The following is a 21,732-nucleotide window of genomic DNA, read 5'->3' on the forward strand; positions in this document are numbered from 1 at the left end:
GAGCATTGCCTTGTTGGTCGTGATTTCTGCGTACCGTTTTGATGATCTGTACAATACCGCCGGTGACGATACCGACGATGATGATAGCGGTTAAATTCATGAAGTTCTCTTGTTCAGGTTGTTATGACGTTGTTGTTTTTTACTGATACTGAGCTTACGTTTTAGCAAATCACCGCGTTCATGCCAAGTAGACGCTACAACGATGTCTTTAACTATTCATCAAAACCGACTTGCCTCAGGAGGCACTAAACTATATGTTTCGTTGCTGTCAAAAACACCGTAACACCGTGTAGGATACCCTCATGCTAACATCTGCAATTTATCGCAGTCGCCAATACTGGCGTCTGCTTTTACTGAGTTTGAGTTTGACTATGATCACCAGCGTCCATGCCCAAAGCCCACAACAAGTGCGTTTTGCCACTTACAATGTGAGTATGGACGCGAGTAATTATTTGGCCTTTGAGGATATTCCCAAACAAGGTGCCAAGGCCTTAGCGTCTGCCTTAGCAGAGCAGACTCAGCAAATTAAAAACATTGCACATGTGATTCAACGCGTGCGCCCGGACGTCATTTTACTGAACGAGTTTGATTATATTGATGCGGCTAAAGGCGTCGATGTTTTCCGCAAACAGTATCTAGCGGTGGCGCAAGCTGACGATGTTAAGGCCATCGATTACCCTTACGTCTATATTGCCCCGGTGAATACCGGCCAACCTTCACCTTTCGACCTTGACCGTAACGGTAAAAAAGAGCGTTTTGGTGCCGACGCTTGGGGCTTTGGTCTATATCCGGGACAGTATGGCATGGTGTTGCTGTCACGCTATCCCATCCTTACCGAACAAGTGCGCACCTTCCAGCATTTTAAATGGCAGGATATGCCTAATGCTTTGCAAGTGACCGTGCCGGGTAGCGATGAACCTTGGTACAGTAAGCAAGCGATGGCGCAGTTTCCGTTAAGCTCTAAGAGTCATTGGGACGTGCCGATTCGAGTCGGCGAACAGATTATTCATGCATTAGTGAGTCACCCCACACCGCCTGTTTTTGACGGTGAGGAGAATCGCAATGGTAAGCGTAACCACGACGAAATTCGCCTTTGGGCCGACTACGTTAACGATGCCGACTATTTGATCGACGACAACGGCGTTAAAGGTGGCTTAGCCTCAGAGACTCGCTTTGTCATTATGGGTGATCAAAACGCCTCGGTTGAGAGCAACGACAATGTCGACGGCGCCATTTTACAGCTACTCAATCACCCTCTAATTCAGGGTGACATGGCCCCTACCAGTAAAGGCGGTGCAGAACACACACCGGATAATCCGCAAGCAAACACTCACACCGCGAGCTGGCGCAAGCGTGCCGATTACGTACTGCCTTCACAATTCGGGTTAACCATCGTTAACAGCGGCATTTTCTGGCCAACCAAAGACGAGCCGTTATATGAATTGGTGCAAAAACGCGAAGCGACATCTGACCATCGCTTGGTTTGGGTTGATTTGAAAGTTAACTAATTGCCATGCAATTGGCGGTCGCGCAATTAGCGCGGCTGCCGTATGAGCACTTGATGATAAAGTATCGCCAGCAAGACGCATAGCCCAGCAGGGAATAGCAAGGTCTGAAAGCCGTAGAGCGGAAACAAACTTGCGCCCAATACACCACCGCCAATAAACCCGAAAATAATCAACACAAACAGCAAGGCTTTGCGTTTATCAAAGGTCTCGCCACGTATGGCAGCGCCCAACATAATGCCTAAATCGGTAAAAATGCCGGTGACATGAGTGGTACGCACGATAGCACCGCTGTAGGTGGTGGCAAACGCATTTTGTAGGCCACAGGCAGCAGAAGCCAAGTAGTGCCCCGCAATGTAGCCCTGTTGTAGCAAATAGCACGCCAGCCCAAGTAACAGCGCTTCAAGCAGTAATAGCACTTCGTAATGGCGGCCTAAACGTAAACGCCCTTGCGGGATAATCATACCTGACAGGCATGCACCCAGCAGAAAGCTGACTAACACCCCCACTAAATGCCAGCTAGCGCTGCTACCGCTGAGCAACTCGGAGCCTAATAAAGTTGCGGTACCCGACAGGTGCGATACCGATTGGTGTTGGAAACCCAATAAGCCCACCGCATTAACGGTGCCCGCCAATAGCGCCAGTAAGAACGCGCCGTATTCGACCCAGGCTGGTAGGCGGTTAATCATTATCGATATCTGACACCATTCTTTTCAACGTCCCCCTCGATTTACTGATTGTAAAACTCTCTATACCAAGCGATAAACTTGGCTACCCCCTCCTTAACACCCACTTGAGGCTTATACCCTGTCGCCTCAAAAAGATCTTCAGTATCGGCATATGTTCGGTAAACGTCTCCAGGTTGCATCGCCCTGAAGTTTTTCTTAGCCGTAACGCCAAGCTCATTCTCAATCGCAGCAATAAAATCCATTAAATTGATGGGACTACCGTGTCCTATATTGTACACCGCGTATGGTGCAGAACTACTTGCAGGAGAACCTGACTCAACGCGCCAGTTCTCATTTACTTGAGGTACGACATCAGCACTACGCAAAACCCCCTCGACGATGTCATCAATATAAGTGAAATCTCTCCACATATCACCATGATTATTGATATCAATGATTTCACCATTAAGGATTTTCCGAGTAAAAATAAAAGGCGCCATGTCTGGCCGTCCCCATGGTCCGTAAACCGTGAAGAACCGCAGACCGGTTGTTGGAATACCATAAAGGTGAGCGTACGAGTGAGCCATTACTTCATTAGATTTCTTCGTAGCAGCGTACAGTGAAACGGGATGGTCGACTGAATCGCTGGTAGAAAATGGGACTTTCGCATTTAATCCATAAACAGAGCTCGAAGAAGCGTAAACCAGATGTCCTACCTTCGAATGTCGGCAACCTTCTAAAATGTTAAGATGCCCAACTAAATTGGAATCAGCATACGCATGGGGTTTTTCGATAGAATAACGAACGCCAGCCTGCGCTCCTAAATGAATAACTCTTTGAAACTCATGCTTTCTAAATAAACCTTCAATTCCTTTTCGGTCGGCTAAATCTAATAACTGGAAAGAGAAATTATCATGTTTAATTCGTTCTAAACGAGCTAGTTTCAGGTCAACATCGTAATAATCATTATTATTATCTATACCAACAACTTCATGACCATCGTTTAAGAGGCCTTCCGCAACCTTACTCCCAATAAAACCTGAAACACCCGTCACTAAATACTTCATAGATCACCTTGCAAGCTTGTATGCCCAGTTTTTAATAAAGTTAGGAGATAATCTCAAAAAAAACTTAATAACTGCATTAAAAACATAGTTTTTATTTGTTAAAAATCCGATTTTTCTCTGGTAGCTTAAAAGTTTCATTTCTTGTTGAAAATAGCGAAATCCTCTTCTTGCGAAAAGGCCATTTCCTGAACGCATATTCAACAACGTATCGGGTAAGTTTGCTAATCTATGCCCTTTCGTAATTAATAGGCTCCACAAGGCATAATCTTGAGCTTTCCTCAGTTCAGGATAGCCACCAACCGATTCAATTACACTCTTACGAAAAATAACCACTGGATGACTGAGAGGACTACGCCGTATTGCAAACGCCGCCACCGACTCTGGCTCTAACGGCAAAGAACGCTTATTAATTTTAGTAACAAACTCTTCATCCCACTCATCAATACTAGCACTTGATGCACTAATATCTGGATTATCATTCATAAACTTGATTTGCTTTTCAAATCGATTAGGAAGAGAAACATCATCAGTATCCATACGTGCGACTAATTCATGTCGACAGTATTCCAAGCCAACATTCAGAGCCTTACCTAAGCCAACATTCTCTTCCAATCCAACAACCGTTAAGATCTCTCCCAGCTTAAACTGATATCGTTCTATTTCACTTTCTAGCTCCGCATTAATCGGCCCATCTTTGACCAAAACGATTTGAGCCGGCTTATATGTCTGATTCTCCCAAATGCTATATAACGCATCTTTCAGATAACCAGGCCGCTCCCCTGCGTAGACAGATATCAATACAGAAAGGCTCATTCTGGCAGCTCCAATTTATAAAGCTGTCTCTGTCCTGTATAAACAGAATCAAAAAAAACCGCCTTACCATCTACAGATAACCTCGGATGTAAATCACAGCGCGTCTCACCAGCGTATTCAAAACCGTGAAAGAATTCACCTAGATGCCTGACTTCTCCGGACCTCCAGTTACATAACATTAAGTGTTGCATACGCGCTTTATCAGGATATGTGTCGGTAACAAACCAATCACCGGCTACATGAGGATGACCGTCACCGAAAGCACTCAAGACATCGTGCTTAAACGGTGTAAATTCAGCGCTTTCGACGTCAATCAACCAATACCCATCTTTATTCCCCGGACCTCTCATGTACCCTAGAATGGTCGATGTGTCAGCCCAGAAGCAATGACTAACCATGCCGTAATCACTTAATAACGACAGTTCACCGGTATTGGCATCCGCCAGCAGTAATCGATCAATTCGCCGCTTTCCGATGAGGTAGCGGTGCATGACAATAAACTGTTCTCCGGAGGGGGAGATCATCACATGATTAAACTTGTGAACGGCTCCGTTAAATTCATCCACAGGCTTAATTTGGCAGGCATCAGCTAGCGAAACAAGAAGCCGGGACTTGCCAGAATGAAAGTCTACTTTCCACAAACCGTCCTGCTCAAGACTTGGTAAGGGGCTCTCTCTTGTCTGTAAGTGATTACGATAACCATAGTCAGGTCTAAGCTGCATTAACCGTTCGTAATTTAAGGAGATGAAATAATCTTTCCGAAAAGCATCTTGCACCGGATACTCAAACCTTCTAACCTCATCTTTAGCTTCGAGTGAATAAGCTCGAGCGACGTAGCCTTGAAGCTTCGCGTCAAAATCGTTAAAAATAAAGATGTCGTCATCTAACCACTGTGCTCTGCATCCTTGTTGCCAGTTATAAGCGTTAACCGGAAGGGACACAATAAGCTGATTATTTCCATCAAAAACAACCAAATCAATTGAGTCTGATGCTGACGGTAGCTTCGTGGTAGATCGCCCTGTGATATGGGATAGCACTAAGCCTTTGCTGTTTTCTGGGGACTTATCATAATAGCCAAAAAAACTGCCATTCTGTTGCACAGAATAGGAAGTCAATTTACCGACCGCTTGGACTGTATAGTTTTTTTTGTTTTTCAAAAACATAAGACGAGAGTAAGCTACTTTTGCCAGTCTTTTTAATGCAGGAAACCTTGCCAGCAACTTTGCTAAACTACGTTCGAAACCACTAAAGCTACTACTCACTTTTCCCCCACGACGATACTGTTATAAAGATCTTGATAGTGCATGGACATTTTTTGAGCAGAAAAGTTGTCATATGCCGAATTCTTAGCGTCCTCTCGAGATTCGTCATCAAAATCACGGGGCGCTTCAAGCATAGCCCTTTGTAGCGCAGTCGTTCCTTCGGATAGACTGAATAGTTTACACGCACGACTTGCCACGTCAGCAATTTCTTGATGTGACTGGATATTAGATAAAATAGCCGGAAGGCCCGATGCTAAAGCTTCTAACACAGTATTCGGTAAACCTTCCGAAAGCGACGCAGAGACAAAATAGTCAGCTCCAGCCAAATAATCGGCAACGTTAGATACATTCCCAGGCAGTATTACTCCCTTAACCCTTAGCGATTCTAGCTGCTCTTTCTGCGGTCCATCACCAAGTATGACCAAGCTGCCTCGTTGTTTTTCAGGCAAAGAAGAAAACGCTTTAATAATAAAAGACATATTCTTTCTGGGTATTAAGCTACCCACCGATACATAAATAGGCTTTGCGTACTCTTTAAGGACTGAGCCATCCGCACCAGTAGTTGCCGACAAGTTCACACCGTTCTGAATAGCCTGACCACTAATACCTACATCGGCAAACTGTTTCTGAATTGTTTCAGAGCAAGTCACTAAGTGCTTGCAGCGCTTCATAATGGAAAAGTGCTGTTTAACCATCATGCCACCTTTGACCTTACCAAATTTAGTTGGATAGTCTGCAGGCGGAAAATTTCTAGCGGTCATGACCCAAGGAATCCCTGACTTACTCCTACTCATCAAGCCATCAGCTCTGATGCCTTGAGTGTGGATGATGTCTGGAGCTAGCACATCAATGACCTTCCGCAAGCCATGCTTTGCTTTCCATATTCCCTGAATTCGAGATAGGTTAAGGGATAATAGCTCTACCTCTAAAGCTGCAAATGCTTTCCATCGACTATCTGCGGGCTCAGGTGATAGCGTCAACACGCATGGCTCAAACCGGCTTCTATCAAGGTTTGAAATTAAATTGTAGAGCTGAGTAGTCGGCCCGGTAGCCTTCAATGTACTAACAATGAACAGTACTTTCATATTTTACCTAATTAAAAATTATTGTTTGATAAGGTTCTGCATTTTGAACCGTCGTCACAAACATTAGAATCGCAAACCCGATGACACAAAGATAAATTAATGGCCGCGAACTTTTTGAAAAAATTAAAACCATCGAGGGTAAAATGATGGTTAAGGCTGGCGTGCAGAACAAATCTTTTATTCTCGCAAACATAATGCCGTAATCAATGAAAAAGAACATCATCGATAGACCATATATATAAACAGGTATTAAAATTGAATTATAAGCGTTCTTATCTACTAGCCTTTTGTAGAAAATAATAGCGGGCATAGCTACGGCAAGATGGATGAGTGCTGTCCCTCCAAAAATAGAATACGCCTCAGCGAACTTAGAATCCATATACCTAATAAGTCTAAACTCCTCGCCCATCCCCATGATCTCAGAAAAATAAATAATAATCTTCATACCAAAGCCACCTGCCGCGGCAAGTAGAAAAGATATAAACAACACAAAAGACATCATTATCGGGTTGGCAAATTTTTTAAAAAAATAAATAAGAAAAGATAATGCCGCGGCGATATGCACTAACAATCCAGAAACCGCTGCAGTACTATAAGCCCAATGCCTGTGCTGGTACAAATAATACACACTCAACAAGGCTAACGCCGACGATAAACCATTCCGGATCTGTCCTAAATCAGCTCGCATCCACATCGCGACATATAGCAGCAGAGAAAGATAAAAAAAGTTCGACATTTTCTTAAAAGCGTAAAACTTTATCGCAATGGATATTGCTGCAATAAAAAAAATGAAAACTTCAAAATTACCGCCTAACGATTTGACCAACAGGATTAAAAAAGAATAAAAACTTTCTACCGGCTTTTCACCAGACAAAGGGATATAGTTGGGAAAACTTAATCTTGAAAAGTCATCAACATAGTTAAAAATAACTTGATAATTAAAATAATCGATAGACGCATATCTTAGGCCCACAAACAGCACCAACAACCAATAAAAAGCGGGAGCCAGCTCCATAAGCTTCGTTCTTCTGTTAGCGGTTAGCACAGAAGCAAGCATGGTAAGAGCCATCGGCAAAAGATATATCAGCATAAGTTTAGCTAAAGATGAACTTAGTTAGGTCGTTGGTCGTTAAATAACGCATGGTAAGACTTCAAAATTGCTTCACTAGAGTAACGTTTTGCCGTACTGGCAACGTCAGCAGAATCCCATTGGTGGCTCAACGCTAAACGGAGTTTATCCGCCAAAACGTCTACGTCCAAGTATGGTGCTAAGTAACCGTTTTTTCCTTCTATAATAATCTCACTCGGCCCACTAGGGCAGTCAAACGCAACGACCGGAGTACCTAAAGCGGTAGACTCTACTAGCACATTCGGGAAGCCCTCGAAAAGCGAGGTCAATACCGTTAAATTAGCGGATAAATAGTAAGGTATCATTTCCTCTTGGAATCCCTCGAAATCCACACGCTCTGCTATACCTAGTTCGTTGGCACACTTCTTTAAACTCTTTTCCAAACTACCTTGTCCAACTATTTTTAATCTTAATTCCGGAAATTCAGATATAATTGCTGAAAACCCCTTAAGGGCGTAATGGAAAGCTTTTTGTTCTTCCAGACGACCAACACACAGTAGATAACCACCTTTATGAACATTCAAGCTATTTTTATTAGCGTAGCTACTGACTGATTCGGAAACGGGGTTATTAATAACTATGACCTTTTCCGAAGGAATGCCTAAGTAAGAAAGTAAGTCTTCCTTCATTGCTGAAGACTGAGCTATAATTGCATCAGAAGATGAATAGAATTTTTTTATAAGGAATTTAGCTATAACTCCATGCCAAAGCCCTTTTTTATTTGATTCCGCAATAGAGAGAAATATAATATTTCTTGATATTAGTCTAAATTGTGAAGTAGTTAATTTCTTCAAAATTGCTAAAACTACAGATATTTGTCGATTGAAAGACAAAATCTGACTTGGTCTGTTAGTTCGGATATAACGCCAAATGCTAAAAATTGAGTAGCGGGCATGCTTTACGTTTAAATCGATTAAATTTACCGCTGACGATAATTCTTTATCGCGCACTGCACCATTGAGGTTCAGAGCTACTAAATCGATCTGATAACCTTGCTTAACCAACATATTCGCTAAAGTAACGCATACCTTTTCAGCTCCTCCTCCGCGTAAATTACCGATGATAAAAGTGACTTTTTTATTCATCGCTTTAACAGCCTCTTAAATAAATGATAAATCTGAAAATATGATAACGCCTTAAATCTGTTGATTTCATCAGCTATACCATGATTATATCTCTTATCAAAACCCTTGATCTGATTTTTCTTCACAAAAATTGAAAGAGACGCTAACCATGCCATTTTTTCATCTAAACGGTCAGCTTTCGGAGTCCTCGATTTAGGCCATCGCTTACACCACATTTCAAGAGAGTTATTATTAAATATACCGAGTTCTTGCAGTGCGCCACAGCTGATTTCATCAACAATCATTCTGCGTAAATCAGTTCTCAACCAACGTCCGTAATTGTTATTTCTACTTAGAAAATCATCTTGGACCTTAGTAGTAGGTTGATTGTAACGTTTACCTGTACGTGCCCAAGGGATAGAAAGCAAGTCCCCAGGCAATAACGCTAACAACGCTTCATAATTATCATCGGTTCGACAACTAGGATCTAAAGACCACATGAATCCAAATACTTCAGGGTCACCAAACATCTGATACAACGGGATTTCGTCGTCAATCACTTCCATACAAGCATTCAACTGCCTACGCATATAGTGAAGCTGCATCTCCATTTCTCGGTAAGAAACTTCGGTTCTTCCCGGGAATCTTAAACGTTCCTCAGCTAAGTCAGCTTTGATCTTTTCAAAAGCTAATTTTTCGGCATGACATCGCATGAATGCGAATTGGTTCAAATTCTTATCTAATATATCCGGTAGCCCATCAATTTTCCTACCAGAGTATTCCCCGCGTCCAATACTATCTCCATAACTACCGGCCAGAACACCATCGAGTCCAGTTAGCTTACCGATCTCAGACATTGCGTGAAGATGCACGGGTGAATACTCAGCACCTCTATCGGCTGCTAGAAAAATGTTTCTTTCTAACAGCTCCGGCGATAAGAAAAAATGTTCAATGGGCCATCCAAACTGCTTTGCTATACGTTTTGCATAAATGACGTCCCGCGACTCTTCTAATCCCCAAGTTAGCGCAACAACGTCTCCAACATACTTTTCTGATCGTTGAAGTTCTTTAATAATACCCGCCACTATCCGACTATCCATACCACCAGATAGTAAAATACCAATAATGTTTTTGCCTTTGACAAAGGCTAACGCTTCATTTTCTAAACGTTTTTTAAACTTTATCGCTATTTCATCAGTCGATAATCTTTGATGACCGTGCGCGGGTAGAGCGATCCGGCTATCAATATTATTTGGATCAGCCATCCAAGGCGTGCGCTCAATACCGCTAACCATAGTTCGATTAGCGAAAGCATAATTTTTCATCAATACACCTAGAACCGCTACAGGATCAATTTTCGCATTCTTGATGTTAAAGTGTGCTAATTTTGGCCGGACACCATCAATTTCTGGCTGAATAGATCTATAAAAGGAGCGTGAACCTAAGTGTGAAAAAGACATAATTGCGCTACTCTCAATTTACTCATTACATCAAGTTAAGGTTTTTAATAAAGTCTTCAACCATAAAAAACTCCGGATAGAACTGCCCATCTATCCATTCCAGCTTCTCATTCCAATAGCCAGGACAATCTGAGTATGCTCGAGCAGAAAAAGAGTAGCTGACTTCTACAATTAATGGCTCTCCATCGCGAAAAACAAAATCGAAGGCAGTACATTGCGAAGCCATTTTTTTAGATACCGAGAATGCGATCTTGAGGCATTCCTCGGGTATAGCTGCTTTGTCATAAATAATTATGCCACTGCCCGAAGCTCGAAAATCTCCCTCCCTAACCATTCTTTTAATGGCGAAAGCTCGGTTTCCTATTACAATAACTCGAATATCGTGGTCGTTTTTCGGAATAAAATCTTGGAAGTAAGCATAATTTCTTTCAGCAGGAAATTCTCGTTCGGCGACTTTAGGTATAAAAAGTCTAGCGATACCTTTACTAATATTAAGGAAACTCGATAGCGAACGGTCTCTCTTAAAACGCCAGATTCTTTCTTTAAGAAAATTTCTTCTATTCTTAACTTTATAACCTCGGCCGAAAGATCTATTAATAAAATTTAAGGCATCTTTTTCCGTCTTCGCTATACGAACATTCTCTGATCCAGCACCGCCACGAAGCTTAAAAACTTTTGGATAGGAAGTGTTCCTAGCCCAATTAATAGCTTTTGATTTATCATAAAAAACATACGATGGAATCATTGGTGAAGCTAAAGCTTCTAACAAATATTTTTGGCCAACTTTATCGTCAAAATGCCAAGCAGTATCAACACTAGGAAACATATCCTTACCGATAGCTCGCAATGACAGGCTAAGCTGTCGAGCAAATAGCACAGCCTTATGGTCGTGATGACCCCAGTGCCACATCAAGCCACAGCAGTCGTTCAATTGCTGAATTAGATCGCTAGAATAACAATCTACAAGCTTGTACTGAATGTCATACTTTTCACAGAATTCGATCCATTTGTCGCTAAAGCTATTTTTACGAGAGTGAATTGCTAGCATGACATCTCCGCAGACTGAACCAGTAACTTAATTCCATAGAAAATAGCTCACCTATTCCTTAATACTTTTAAAACTATAAAAATCGTCATCATAAAATAAAATAATGAAAGGTAGAGACTAAGAGAGAGAATCAAGCTTTTGTAATTTGAAATCTGATAATAATTAAAAGTCAAATAAATACTTAAAAGACCGAAAATTCGTACAACACTAAACAGCAGGAAATAAGACTGTTTTCCTAAAACATTTATAACTTCAACAAGTGGCGAAGAAGTAAACTGGAAAAGCATAAAAGGTGCAAGTATAGCCGCCATCTCGCCTGCTATCTGCCATTCTTTTCCAAAGAAAAATGTAAATAACAATTCAGCAAAAAGCATAATAAATACAGTTATCGGAAGTCCAATAAAAAAAAGCTTTTTCTGTACGTTTAGACTGATTTCTTTTATTTTACTTAAGTCACTTTTCCCGATTGCCGCAATTTCACCGTAATAAGCTTTCGCAATAGCTGAACCAATAAGCGTTATAGGCAAACTTAGTGATAGCATAGCCAGACTCAATTGCCCGGTAATTTCTTTATTATATAAAGCGGCCGTCATCAATATAGGAGCTTGCAAAGAGAGCGACATCAGCACTTGCGATGGGAAACGATAAGTTGGAAATTGTTTGTAATACGCAGCAAGAAAGCACATGCGTTTGAACGTTACTCCTCGTCTTAACTCTCTAAAACTAGGCAATGAAGCTTTAATAAAGCTTCCAACTCCACCGCTATGAGCGACAAATTGACCGACTAATAAGCCCATAGGCTTAATCGCCAATAATCCAAGCAATATTTTTATAATATTACCCAATAAAGATTGAGTTATCTGAGTCTTTGCGATAATTTTATATAGTTTTTTTCGAGTCGCCCATAAACTGAATAACTCGTACAACGCAATCCCCATTGAACCTAAAACGATAATTGGCCACCAAGGCAACAATGCCAACATATCGAACCAACTTAATATTAGCTCTCCCCAAAAGAAAAAAAGGAAAGACAAAATTATCGACCCCACCACAATAAAACTGACACACAGCGACAAAAGGTTAAATGCTAAAAGGTCCGTCTTAGGTAGCGGAATCGCTTGCACATAACGGAATGTCAGCATTGGTGCCATAACTAATACAAATGACGCGTATAAAGCTAAAACGCCGTAATCTTCAGGAGAATATAAACGCGTTAATATCGGAATACTCGCAAGACCTAAAAGTCGCGCAATAATACTTCCTTTAGCTAAAGTTAGCATACCCCTAAATATGTTAGAGGTTTCTATATTTATCTGATTCTTATTTTTTTTAAAAAAAAACATTTTATCTTTAAATCATCGTTACAAACTGTCTAAGTATTGGCGGCGACAATGATCAGGAAAAAGCATATTGCCACATATAGTTATAATCTATTCAACAAAGCTCAGCTTTCTTTTCTAAATACAGAAATTAATATAACCATTACGCAACTAACTATTCCGCCTAAAAACGTGCCAAGAACACAAATCAGAGCTCTATTGGGTTTATTTTTTAACTCTGGTACAACTGCGGGGTCGACCACTTTAAATACGAATTCGTCTTGCACTTCGGCAAGCATTAAATTTTTTGTCTGCTCTTCAATCAATTTGTAAAACGTTGATTGCATTTCCGCTACCGAAGTTTTGTCCAATTGATTATTTAGATATTCTAAGTTTTTAGTAGCTTCTGCTATAGTACGTTCCCGCATCACGTCATTGATGTCTTCCACCAACCAACTCACCCATTTTTCTGCCAAATATGGTGAATAGTAAGATATCGATAACTTGTATAAACCGGTTTCTTCATCTTGCTGAATGTTAAGATACTCACCAACAAAAACTTCATAGGCCTCTTGAGCAGATGGTTTGGCGCCACGCAATCCGTCAGGGGCTCTTAACCAACGAGCATTACTCGTATCGTAGGCGTCTTCATCGATAATTAAGTTATTACTGGATAAGTCCCAGCCTTCTGCCGCCATCACGGGTACTAATAAATCATGTTTTTCAATAAACATTTGCGTGAACTGACGTGACTGAATCACTTGCATTGCTAGCCCAGCTTGAGAGCCATCATTATTCTGAAAATTGACGCCCACTAACCCAGCAATTCCACCAAACTGCCCAGCCATGTTCGCAAGACTATTATTATTCGTTGATTCAGCGGGCGCTAATAAAACTTCAGATTTATAGATGTTGGGCAAACTGAGCGCAACGATGACCGATGCAACGGCGAAAATAAAAGTGGTCGCGATAATAAGCCATTTGCGGTTCCATAAAACGAAAAATAGCTCGCGTAAATCTATCTCATTATCAGGTATAGCTATGGATTGCTCAGAAGCCGTAGATATTTGATTTTTCTCATCGTTCATCGATTTATTGAATCCTAAGCTTATATTCTTTAACTTCAAAGAGGATGGAAAGCGGCTCAATCGTTAAGCTTTTGTTGTAAAATCTATCAATAGCTTGTTGAAAAACTGATAAATAGCTTTAGATCGATAATGTTGGCTTGAATAACTTACCGATAGATAGAAACCGATTATGAGTGGCATTTCAGTCGCCACTCTACCGCCAAACCGAGCACACACCCAATAAGTAAGCGGCTGAGCATAACCCTAGCATCCATTGTGGTCAACCAAAAATCAGCTTTTGAATCCTATAGCCCTTACCTAACAGCGTATTAATATGTTATCCGCGCAACAGGAACTTCGAATTAAAGATAATCATCGCCATGCTGTCTTGGCCGCACCACCCGAGCTGGCGAGCCGTAGCACACCACCTCTGCAACAACATCGTGATGCACATAACTGGCCGCACCGATCACCACATCATGGGCAATCTCGACGCCGTGCTTGATAACCGCACCAATGCCCACCGCCGACGAGCGCCCTACTGTCACTTTACCACCAGTCTTAACGCCAGGCGCTAACGAGGAAAAATCAGCCATTTCACCATCGTGATCAAGTAACGCCTGACTATTAACGATGCAGAATTGGCCTAGGCTAGATTGCGGCCCAATACAAGCCTGCGGCATTACTACAGTACCGGCTGCCAAGCTCACTGCCGACGAAATCACGGCGGAATGATGTACCAACGCAGGAAACTGTTCTAATGATAACCGCTGCAGCAATTCCCTAGTGACTCGTTCACGTACAGCGTTGTCGCCAATCGCTACCACGTAACAGGCTTGACTATGCAGTGTTAAACAATCAGCTTGGGATAACACTGGGAGCCCGAGGAGGCGTTCACCAACCCGTCGCTCATCGCTAAACGCGACGACTTGATATCCCGCCGAATCAGCTACGTTAGCCACGCTCACAGCATGGCCACCAGCGCCGACAATCACCAGTTTTTGTCGTTGCACAGTCACTCCTTAATCATTCGCGGCTCGGCCTAAATACCAGCCTGTTGGAGCTAGCATAGCTGCTAAACCTTCTATTGTAACCACTTGAATGACCGAGCTAAAAACTCACTTACGTTGTCGCTAACAATCTCACCGTGAGCCATCACTAAGGTCTTTGGCTGCCAAGCCATTATCTTTTCAAAGTGCACACACGCATCCGCTTTGCCAAAAATAAAGCTTAAGCGCCAGTCAATCGGCATTTTACCATTAGGAGCTAAGATACCGACGCCCTTAGCAACGACCCGCTGCCAAGCATTAAAGTCGTCGCCAGAAAAGTTTTCCACTAGATCAGCGACAACCAATGTCTCCGAACTTTTATGGTAAAATACACACTCTTGCATCAAGGGTGAACCCGAAAACAGCTCTTGTTCAATATCTGCACTCCAAGGCCCGTTTCGCGGGCTATTCAGCGACGCTTTAAACGTAATGTCACCACGCTTTTTAATCACTTCATCGGTTCCATACACCTGTGCACGCGGATAAGCATCGATCCACTCGGTTAAGAACAAATGATGTAAATGATTCGGCGCGATCAAGTATTTGACATTCCCTAACACTTCAACTTGTGTTTTCAGTGCAGGTGATAGCTTAATGGGGCTATGCACCCAAAGGTCGTTATTTGAGAGCTTTACAATGGTCATTCGCGTGGTAAAAGGTAACCCCAAGAACATCACCGCGTCACCATTAACAATCCAGATATTCTCAGCTAACTTTTCCATCCCACTCCAACTGTGATGTTATGAAGCCGTTTTTCGGGCTTTGATTGAGTAAAGCAACGGAACTTGCTGACCATTATGCAAAAGCTGATAGCCCTGGTCCGCGACAGCCGTTAAACCGTCGAAACAGTTGTAAGGACTATAAGGATGTTCAGCAAATGTCTCAATGGTTAAGCCTGCTTCTGTCAGAGCGCTGATGACCTCGCCCAAAGAATGCGACCAAGTCACCACCGTCGCAGTGGTGCCATCACAGTTCTCAGTATAGGTACCTTCCTCTTCCACAGCGGGTTCATCACTGGGAAAGTAGGCATAACCAGTAAGTAAATCAGTCACTGGATGAAATTCGATCAGATGAAATTCTCCACCAACTTTTAGTGATTTAACGATAGTTTGCGCCCAATCCCCCAAATTGGGTAGCCATGACAACACGCCATATGAGGTATATACCAGGTCAAATTCGCGCGTATTGTCGCGGCCGAACTGAATCACGTCGGCTTCGATAAACTCGGCTTCTAATCCCAAAGTCTGCTGCAACGTACGAGCCTGAGCTATCGCATCAGAGGATAAATCGACACCGGTAACCTTGGCACCTAAGCGCGCCCAAGACAAGGTATCTTGGCCAAAGTGGCATTGTAGATGTAGTAACGATTTTCCGACCACATTACCCACTTGACTTAACTCAACGGGATTCAAAGAACAACGACCATTCCTGAATGACGCAACATCGTAAAAAGCAGAATCAAGGTGGACATGAGTTCGTTGATTCCACGCCTCTTTATTCAATTTTAAATAGTCCATTTCGCGTCGCTTCCTGTTTTAACTCTGTTTTATTATTCTATAAAATCTTTTCAGCTCATCGCACATTAAATTAGCAAGGCTAAATAAACGAAAAAAGCCCATGACAACATGGGCTTTTGCTAGTCGAATACTGATAGTTCTTTAAACGATAACCTATCGCTATCATTCCCACTCAATAGTCGCTGGCGGTTTACCGGAGATGTCGTAAACTACGCGCGAGATGCCATCGATTTCGTTGATGATGCGGTTGGAGACTTTGCCGAGTAGGTCATACGGCAAATGTGCCCAATGCGCGGTCATAAAGTCGATGGTTTCGACGGCGCGTAGTGACACCACCCAGTCGTACTTGCGCGCGTCGCCCATAACACCGACCGAGCGCACTGGCAGGAAGACGGCAAAGGCTTGGCTGACTTTGTGATACATATCGGCGTTATGCAGCTCTTCGATGAAAATCGCATCGGCACGACGTAGCAAGTCGCAGTATTCTTTTTTGACTTCACCTAACACGCGCACACCCAAACCCGGCCCGGGGAACGGATGGCGATACAGCATGTTATACGGCAAGCCCAATTCTAAGCCGATTTTGCGCACTTCATCTTTAAACAGTTCGCGTAACGGCTCGACCAAACCCAGTGCCATATCTTCTGGCAGGCCACCCACGTTATGGTGCGATTTGATCACGTGTGCTTTGCCGGTTTTTGATCCGGCTGACTCAATCACGTCTGGGTAAATGGTGCCCTGCGCTAACCAAGAGACGTCTTTGATCAAACCGGCTTGTTCGTCAAAAATCTCGATGAAGACGCGACCAATGGTTTTACGCTTCTGTTCAGGTTCGTCGATACCGGCCAATGCGTCTAAAAAGCGATTCTCGGCATCCACGTGAATGATGTTCAGACCAAAGTGGTCGCCAAACATCTCCATCACCTGCTCGGCTTCGTTCAAACGCAACAAGCCGTTGTCGACAAACACACAGGTCAGCTGATCGCCAATAGCACGGTGCAACAACATCGCCGTGACCGATGAATCAACGCCGCCGGATAAGCCCAGCACGACCTTATCGGTACCGACTTGCTGGCGAATACGAGCCACTGCGTCGTCGATGATCTGTGCAGCTGTCCATTGCTTTTCGCACTGACAAATATTGACCACAAAGTGTTCCAACATACGCATACCTTGACGGGTATGGGTAACTTCAGGGTGGAACTGCACGCCATAAAAGTGGCGCTCTTCGTCGGCCATGCCAGCATAGGGGCAGTAACTGGTGGTAGCAATAGTGGTGAAGCCCGCCGGGATTTCCGCCACTTTATCGCCGTGACTCATCCACACATCGAGCAGTGGGTTACCGTTGTCGGCAATACTGTCTTCGATGTTGGCAAACAGTTCAGAGGTTTTCACCAACTCAACCTGAGCATAACCAAACTCGCGCTCGGTCGAGCCCTGAACCGCGCCACCGAGTTGTTGCGCCATGGTTTGCATGCCGTAACAAATACCCAGTACCGGTACCCCCGCATTAAATACATAATCCGGCGCGCGTGGCGAGTTGGGTAAGGTGACACTTTCCGGGCCACCAGACAAAATGATGCCGTTCGGATTAAAGTCGCGAATATCCTGCTCGTCGACATCCCAGGCCCAAAGTTCACAATACACACCGATTTCACGGATACGACGTGCAATCAGCTGCGTATATTGCGAGCCGAAGTCGAGGATCAAAATACGATAATCATGGATGTCTTTACTCATTAGCAATACATTTCCCAGTTTCTGGTGGCTTTAACCCAAACGGTAATTCGGTGCTTCTTTAGTAATTTGCACATCGTGTACGTGTGATTCACCCATACCTGCCGAGGTCACACGGACAAACTGTGCTTTAGTGCGCAAAATTTCAATGTTGGCCGAACCGGTCAAGCCCATTGCCGAGCGTAAGCCGCCCATTTGTTGATGGATAATCGCAGAGATTGGGCCTTTATAAGCAACCCGCCCTTCGATACCCTCTGGCACCAACTTTTCGGCTTGATTACTCGCTTGGAAGTAACGGTCAGAAGAGCCATTGCGCTGATCCATCGCGCCCAAGCTGCCCATGCCACGGTATGATTTGTAATAGCGACCTTGATAAAGCTCGACTTCACCGGGAGACTCTTCGGTACCCGCTAACATGCTACCAACCATGACGCAGTCGGCTCCGGCAGCCAAGGCTTTAGCAATATCACCAGAAAAGCGAATACCGCCGTCAGCAATCACCGGAATATCGGTGCCCGCCAAGCCTTCTACGGCGTTGTCGATAGCAGTAATTTGCGGCACACCACAACCGGTTACAATACGAGTGGTACAGATTGAGCCCGGACCAATACCCACTTTAACCGCATCGACACCGGCGTCTGCTAGGGCTTTAGCACCCTCGGCGGTGGCTACGTTACCGGCGATGATTTGTAAATCAGGATACTGCTGACGGGCCCAACGGACACGCTCTAACACGCCCTCAGAGTGACCGTGTGAGGTGTCGATGAGCAATACATCAACACCTGCCTCAACCAATAATTGAATGCGCTCTTCGGTACCCGCACCCACGCCAACTGCGGCGCCCACACGCAGGCTACCCAATTCATCTTTACACGCGTTCGGTTTGTTTTCCGCTTTCTCAAAATCTTTTAAGGTGATCATGCCACGCAAATGGAAGCTATCGTTGACCACTAAGATTTTTTCGATACGGTGCTTGTGCATTAAGCCTAAAATTTCTTCGCTTTGAGCGTTTTCGTGGACCGTGACTAAACGCTCTTTAGGAGTCATGATATCGCCGATTTGCTTGCTGTCATCGTCTTCAAAGCGGGTGTCGCGGCCGGTAACAATGCCAACTAACTCGTCACCATTTTGAACGACCGGAAAGCCTTGGAAACCGTGTTCGGCAGTCAGCGCTTTGATTTCACCGATGGTGGTTTTAGGCGTCACCGTAACCGGGTCAGAAACCATGCCACTTTCGTATTTTTTAACTTTACGAACTTGTGCAGCTTGTTCTGCAGCGGTCATATTTTTATGAATAAAACCGATACCGCCCTCTTGCGCCAGCGCGATCGCTAAAGCGGCTTCAGTAACGGTATCCATTGCTGCCGAGACCATGGGAATGTTGAGTTCGATTTTACGCGTCAAACGCGTACGTAAATCGGCGGTGTGGGGTAATACGGTCGAGTGACCAGGCACTAATAGAACGTCGTCAAACGTTAGGGCTTCTTGCGCAATTCTTAACATGGCAACATCTCCAAGCGGCGGTCTCAAGCGGCTGCTTGAGCGGGATTTATGTTGCGCGCAGATTTTACTCGTTTAAGGCTTTTCAGTAAACTGTTTTTTTAATTTACGCGCTTTTTCGGTGCATTTCAGTAAGGACACGAGGCGTATGCAAGACGCTATTTTTTCGGTTTCGCGGTTAAATGCCGAAGTCCGTCAGCTATTAGAGCAAGGTTTTGGTCGTATTTGGCTAGTTGGCGAAATCTCCAACTTTGCCGCGCCGAGTTCTGGTCATTGGTATTTCACCCTGAAAGACGAGCGTGCGCAAATCAAGTGTGCGATGTTTCGCAACAGTAATCAGCGTGTGCGGCTACGGCCGGGTAACGGTATGCAAGTCTTAGTACGTGCCAAACTGACCGTGTATGAGCCTCGTGGCGATTATCAACTGATCGCCGAGCACCTTGAAGATGCCGGCCAAGGGCTGCTGCAGCAGCAGTTTGAGCAACTCAAACTGAAATTGGCTGGCGAGGGTCTATTTAACCAACAGCATAAACAACCGCTACCCGAGCGAGTCCGCCGCCTGGGTGTTATCACTTCGCCGACCGGCGCCGCCATTCGCGATGTGTTAGCGGTGTTAAAACGTCGTGACCCAGGCTTGGCGGTGATCATTTATCCCACCGCGGTACAAGGCGCCGACGCCGCGCAGCAAATTCGTCAGGCGCTTGCCACGGCGATACGTCGCAACGAGTGTGATGCGCTGTTATTGACCCGCGGTGGTGGTTCACTTGAAGATTTATGGTGTTTTAACGACGAAGCCTTAGCGCGCGACATCTTTGATTGTCCGCTGCCGCTGATCAGCGCGGTCGGTCACGAGGTGGATTTTACCATCGCTGACTTTGTCGCCGACGTGCGTTCGCCCACACCATCGGCGGCGGCCGAGCTGGTGAGCTACGACCAGACCGTTGAACTGCGCCAGTTGCAGCAACAACGACAACGGCTACAACGAGCCATGCAGCAATATTTATGGCGTCAGCAGCAACGCCAACAACAATGTACGCAACGTTTACGCCTGCGCGATCCGCAGCGCCAGCTGCAACAACAAGGGCAGCGTTGCGATGAACTGATGGTACGCGCAGCACAAGCGCTAAGCCGTCGACAGCAACAAGCGCAGCAGCAGCTGAGCTATACACAACAGCGCTTACAACGCCTGCACCCGCAGCGTGACTTGCTTCAGCAACAACAACGGTTGCAGGAATTACAGCAGCGTTTAAGCCAACGCATTGAACGGCGTGTGAGTGATGCTCAGCAACGCTTTGCGCGGCAAGCTCAAGCGCTACACTTAGTCAGCCCGTTAAATGTACTCAGTCGCGGCTATGCCATCGTGCGCGACGACCAGCAGCAGGTAATACGATCCGCGCAACAGGTTCGCAACGAGCAAACGCTAACGGTCACCTTGAGCGACGGTGAACTCAAGGTCATTAATCGCCTATCTTAGTCAGTTGCAGTAGTCGGCTGTCACCCCAACAACAAAAAGCCCAGCAGATACTGGGCTTTTGCGAGTTTAAAAAGTGAGCCTGTTATTTATCGGCTTTAGCTTTTTCTTCTTGTTCCTGCTTAAACAAATGAACATCCATTTGTGGGAACGGAATACCGATACCGTTGGCATCCAGTTCATTTTTAATTTTCTCCAGCAGATCCCAACGCACTGGCCAATAATCAGGACCTTTAACCCATGGCCGCACGTTAAAGTCGACCGACGACGCATTCAAATTGGTGACAGTCACCACCGGCTCTGGTTCAGCGAGAATACGCTCGTCTTCTTTCAGACACTGCATCAACACGTCTTTGGTTTTCGACAAGTTTGCCGAGTAGCTCACGCCTATGACCAAATCGATACGGCGCAACGGTTCACGGTTGTAGTTAGTGATTGGACGGCTGGTGATCTGTGAATTAGGTACAAATACCACTTTGCGGTCAGGTGTTTTCATCACCGTCTGGAACACATTGATTGAATCAACGGTACCTGCAACACCACCGGCTTCAACATACTCGCCGGCACGAAACGGTCGAAACATGATGATCAGTACGCCCGAGGCGATATTGGATAACGACCCTTGTAGTGCCAAGCCGACAGCCAAACCGGCGGCACCTAAAATGGCAATAAACGAGGTAGTTTGAACGCCCACATGGCTTAACGCCATCAAGATAGCGGCGATAAAAATCAACGCTTTAATGATACCGCTTAAAAACGAAATGACGGCATTATCCATTTCTTTGCGGCGCATACCTTTGGACATCATGTTGGCAATCGCATTAGCAATAAACTTACCGATGACCAGAATTAGAATCGCGACGACGATTTTCACCGCATAGGTGACCAGCAACGTCTGGTTATCGCTGATCCAATTAATCACGTTATCCATTTACCTACCTCTTTCCGTCATTATGAATTCGAATACATGA

General features: G+C 44.5%; 19 protein-coding genes. 2 read left to right on the forward strand and 17 right to left on the reverse strand.

What is annotated here, in order from left to right; genetic code table 11:
* Positions 1-302: 302 nt before the first annotated feature.
* The gene (locus A10D4_RS02535) at positions 303-1,508 is read left to right on the forward strand and encodes an endonuclease/exonuclease/phosphatase family protein (RefSeq protein ID WP_008487538.1); all 1,206 of its coding nucleotides are present in this window, start codon (positions 303-305) and stop codon (positions 1,506-1,508) included.
* A gap of 26 nt (positions 1,509-1,534) precedes the next feature.
* On the opposite strand, the gene A10D4_RS02540 is transcribed toward A10D4_RS02535, so the two are convergent.
* The 16 genes from A10D4_RS02540 to guaB all read right to left on the reverse strand — a co-directional run bounded on the left by A10D4_RS02540 (position 1,535) and on the right by guaB (position 19,293).
* Positions 1,535-2,194 carry a YoaK family protein gene (locus A10D4_RS02540; protein WP_008487539.1) on the reverse strand — a complete coding sequence of 220 codons (660 nt, stop codon included), beginning with the start codon at positions 2,192-2,194 and terminating at the stop codon, positions 1,535-1,537.
* 41 nt (positions 2,195-2,235) lie between these two features.
* Positions 2,236-3,240, reverse strand: a complete 1,005-nt coding sequence (locus A10D4_RS02545; protein WP_008487540.1) for an NAD-dependent epimerase — start codon at positions 3,238-3,240, stop codon at positions 2,236-2,238.
* Between the two features lie 3 nt (positions 3,241-3,243).
* Positions 3,244-4,053 carry a glycosyltransferase gene (locus A10D4_RS02550; protein ID WP_008487541.1) on the reverse strand — a complete coding sequence of 270 codons (810 nt, stop codon included), beginning with the start codon at positions 4,051-4,053 and terminating at the stop codon, positions 3,244-3,246.
* Positions 4,050-5,315: a hypothetical protein gene (locus A10D4_RS02555; protein WP_008487542.1), complete on the reverse strand. Its 1,266-nt coding sequence runs from the start codon at positions 5,313-5,315 to the stop codon at positions 4,050-4,052. Before A10D4_RS02555 ends, A10D4_RS02550 begins: the two co-directional genes overlap by 4 nt.
* Positions 5,312-6,400, reverse strand: coding sequence for a glycosyltransferase (locus A10D4_RS02560; protein WP_008487543.1), 1,089 nt, complete (start codon positions 6,398-6,400; stop codon positions 5,312-5,314). The genes A10D4_RS02555 and A10D4_RS02560 overlap by 4 nt, the downstream gene beginning before the upstream one ends.
* A gap of 7 nt (positions 6,401-6,407) precedes the next feature.
* Positions 6,408-7,457, reverse strand: coding sequence for an EpsG family protein (locus A10D4_RS02565; protein ID WP_202801426.1), 1,050 nt, complete (start codon positions 7,455-7,457; stop codon positions 6,408-6,410).
* A 53-nt stretch (positions 7,458-7,510) separates the two neighbouring features.
* The gene (locus A10D4_RS02570; protein WP_008487545.1) at positions 7,511-8,614 is read right to left on the reverse strand and encodes a glycosyltransferase; all 1,104 of its coding nucleotides are present in this window, start codon (positions 8,612-8,614) and stop codon (positions 7,511-7,513) included.
* On the reverse strand, positions 8,611-10,053 hold the full coding sequence (locus tag A10D4_RS02575; protein ID WP_008487546.1) for an asparagine synthase-related protein: 1,443 nt from the start codon (positions 10,051-10,053) through the stop codon (positions 8,611-8,613). Before A10D4_RS02575 ends, A10D4_RS02570 begins: the two co-directional genes overlap by 4 nt.
* Positions 10,054-10,078: 25 nt before the next feature.
* Positions 10,079-11,101: an ATP-grasp domain-containing protein gene (locus tag A10D4_RS02580; protein ID WP_008487547.1), complete on the reverse strand. Its 1,023-nt coding sequence runs from the start codon at positions 11,099-11,101 to the stop codon at positions 10,079-10,081.
* A 47-nt stretch (positions 11,102-11,148) separates the two neighbouring features.
* Positions 11,149-12,444 (reverse strand): lipopolysaccharide biosynthesis protein, encoded by a 1,296-nt coding sequence (locus tag A10D4_RS02585; RefSeq protein ID WP_008487549.1) that lies wholly within the window; start codon positions 12,442-12,444, stop codon positions 11,149-11,151.
* 101 nt (positions 12,445-12,545) lie between these two features.
* Positions 12,546-13,508 carry a Wzz/FepE/Etk N-terminal domain-containing protein gene (locus A10D4_RS02590; protein WP_008487551.1) on the reverse strand — a complete coding sequence of 321 codons (963 nt, stop codon included), beginning with the start codon at positions 13,506-13,508 and terminating at the stop codon, positions 12,546-12,548.
* A 341-nt stretch (positions 13,509-13,849) separates the two neighbouring features.
* A complete protein-coding gene (locus A10D4_RS02595) occupies positions 13,850-14,500 on the reverse strand; it encodes a NeuD/PglB/VioB family sugar acetyltransferase (RefSeq protein ID WP_008487552.1) in 651 nt (216 codons plus the stop codon).
* Positions 14,501-14,571: 71 nt separating this feature from the next.
* Positions 14,572-15,258 carry a DUF4336 domain-containing protein gene (locus A10D4_RS02600; RefSeq protein WP_008487554.1) on the reverse strand — a complete coding sequence of 229 codons (687 nt, stop codon included), beginning with the start codon at positions 15,256-15,258 and terminating at the stop codon, positions 14,572-14,574.
* An 18-nt stretch (positions 15,259-15,276) separates the two neighbouring features.
* Positions 15,277-16,053: a class I SAM-dependent methyltransferase gene (locus tag A10D4_RS02605; protein ID WP_008487555.1), complete on the reverse strand. Its 777-nt coding sequence runs from the start codon at positions 16,051-16,053 to the stop codon at positions 15,277-15,279.
* Between the two features lie 162 nt (positions 16,054-16,215).
* Positions 16,216-17,793, reverse strand: coding sequence for a glutamine-hydrolyzing GMP synthase (gene guaA / locus A10D4_RS02610; protein WP_008487556.1), 1,578 nt, complete (start codon positions 17,791-17,793; stop codon positions 16,216-16,218).
* A gap of 30 nt (positions 17,794-17,823) precedes the next feature.
* Positions 17,824-19,293, reverse strand: a complete 1,470-nt coding sequence (gene guaB / locus A10D4_RS02615; protein ID WP_008487557.1) for an IMP dehydrogenase — start codon at positions 19,291-19,293, stop codon at positions 17,824-17,826.
* Positions 19,294-19,438: 145 nt separating this feature from the next.
* Between guaB and xseA the strand changes: the two genes are divergently transcribed.
* The gene (xseA, locus tag A10D4_RS02620; RefSeq protein ID WP_008487558.1) at positions 19,439-20,764 is read left to right on the forward strand and encodes an exodeoxyribonuclease VII large subunit; all 1,326 of its coding nucleotides are present in this window, start codon (positions 19,439-19,441) and stop codon (positions 20,762-20,764) included.
* A gap of 82 nt (positions 20,765-20,846) precedes the next feature.
* Here the strand turns inward: xseA and A10D4_RS02625 are convergent, their stop codons facing one another.
* Positions 20,847-21,692 (reverse strand): mechanosensitive ion channel domain-containing protein, encoded by an 846-nt coding sequence (locus A10D4_RS02625; RefSeq protein WP_008487559.1) that lies wholly within the window; start codon positions 21,690-21,692, stop codon positions 20,847-20,849.
* Positions 21,693-21,732: the final 40 nt, after the last annotated feature.

Source organism: Idiomarina xiamenensis 10-D-4 (assembly GCF_000299895.1).
In the GTDB taxonomy this organism is placed as follows: Bacteria; Pseudomonadota; Gammaproteobacteria; order Enterobacterales; family Alteromonadaceae; genus Idiomarina; species Idiomarina xiamenensis.

Excerpts from the sequence above, each read along its gene's own strand:
- A10D4_RS02600 (WP_008487554.1), bottom strand. The coding sequence starts at position 15,258 with ATGGAAAAGTTAGCTGAGAATATCTGGATTGTTAATGGTGACGCGGTG.
- A10D4_RS02540 (WP_008487539.1), bottom strand. The coding sequence starts at position 2,194 with ATGATTAACCGCCTACCAGCCTGGGTCGAATACGGCGCGTTCTTACTG.
- A10D4_RS02565 (WP_202801426.1), bottom strand. The coding sequence starts at position 7,457 with ATGCTTGCTTCTGTGCTAACCGCTAACAGAAGAACGAAGCTTATGGAG.
- A10D4_RS02545 (WP_008487540.1), bottom strand. The coding sequence starts at position 3,240 with ATGAAGTATTTAGTGACGGGTGTTTCAGGTTTTATTGGGAGTAAGGTT.
- A10D4_RS02535 (WP_008487538.1), top strand. The coding sequence starts at position 303 with ATGCTAACATCTGCAATTTATCGCAGTCGCCAATACTGGCGTCTGCTT.
- A10D4_RS02585 (WP_008487549.1), bottom strand. The coding sequence starts at position 12,444 with ATGTTTTTTTTTAAAAAAAATAAGAATCAGATAAATATAGAAACCTCT.
- A10D4_RS02570 (WP_008487545.1), bottom strand. The coding sequence starts at position 8,614 with ATGAATAAAAAAGTCACTTTTATCATCGGTAATTTACGCGGAGGAGGA.
- A10D4_RS02590 (WP_008487551.1), bottom strand. The coding sequence starts at position 13,508 with ATGAACGATGAGAAAAATCAAATATCTACGGCTTCTGAGCAATCCATA.
- A10D4_RS02605 (WP_008487555.1), bottom strand. The coding sequence starts at position 16,053 with ATGGACTATTTAAAATTGAATAAAGAGGCGTGGAATCAACGAACTCAT.
- guaA (WP_008487556.1), bottom strand. The coding sequence starts at position 17,793 with ATGAGTAAAGACATCCATGATTATCGTATTTTGATCCTCGACTTCGGC.
- xseA (WP_008487558.1), top strand. The coding sequence starts at position 19,439 with ATGCAAGACGCTATTTTTTCGGTTTCGCGGTTAAATGCCGAAGTCCGT.
- guaB (WP_008487557.1), bottom strand. The coding sequence starts at position 19,293 with ATGTTAAGAATTGCGCAAGAAGCCCTAACGTTTGACGACGTTCTATTA.
- A10D4_RS02580 (WP_008487547.1), bottom strand. The coding sequence starts at position 11,101 with ATGCTAGCAATTCACTCTCGTAAAAATAGCTTTAGCGACAAATGGATC.
- A10D4_RS02625 (WP_008487559.1), bottom strand. The coding sequence starts at position 21,692 with ATGGATAACGTGATTAATTGGATCAGCGATAACCAGACGTTGCTGGTC.
- A10D4_RS02550 (WP_008487541.1), bottom strand. The coding sequence starts at position 4,053 with ATGAGCCTTTCTGTATTGATATCTGTCTACGCAGGGGAGCGGCCTGGT.
- A10D4_RS02560 (WP_008487543.1), bottom strand. The coding sequence starts at position 6,400 with ATGAAAGTACTGTTCATTGTTAGTACATTGAAGGCTACCGGGCCGACT.
- A10D4_RS02575 (WP_008487546.1), bottom strand. The coding sequence starts at position 10,053 with ATGTCTTTTTCACACTTAGGTTCACGCTCCTTTTATAGATCTATTCAG.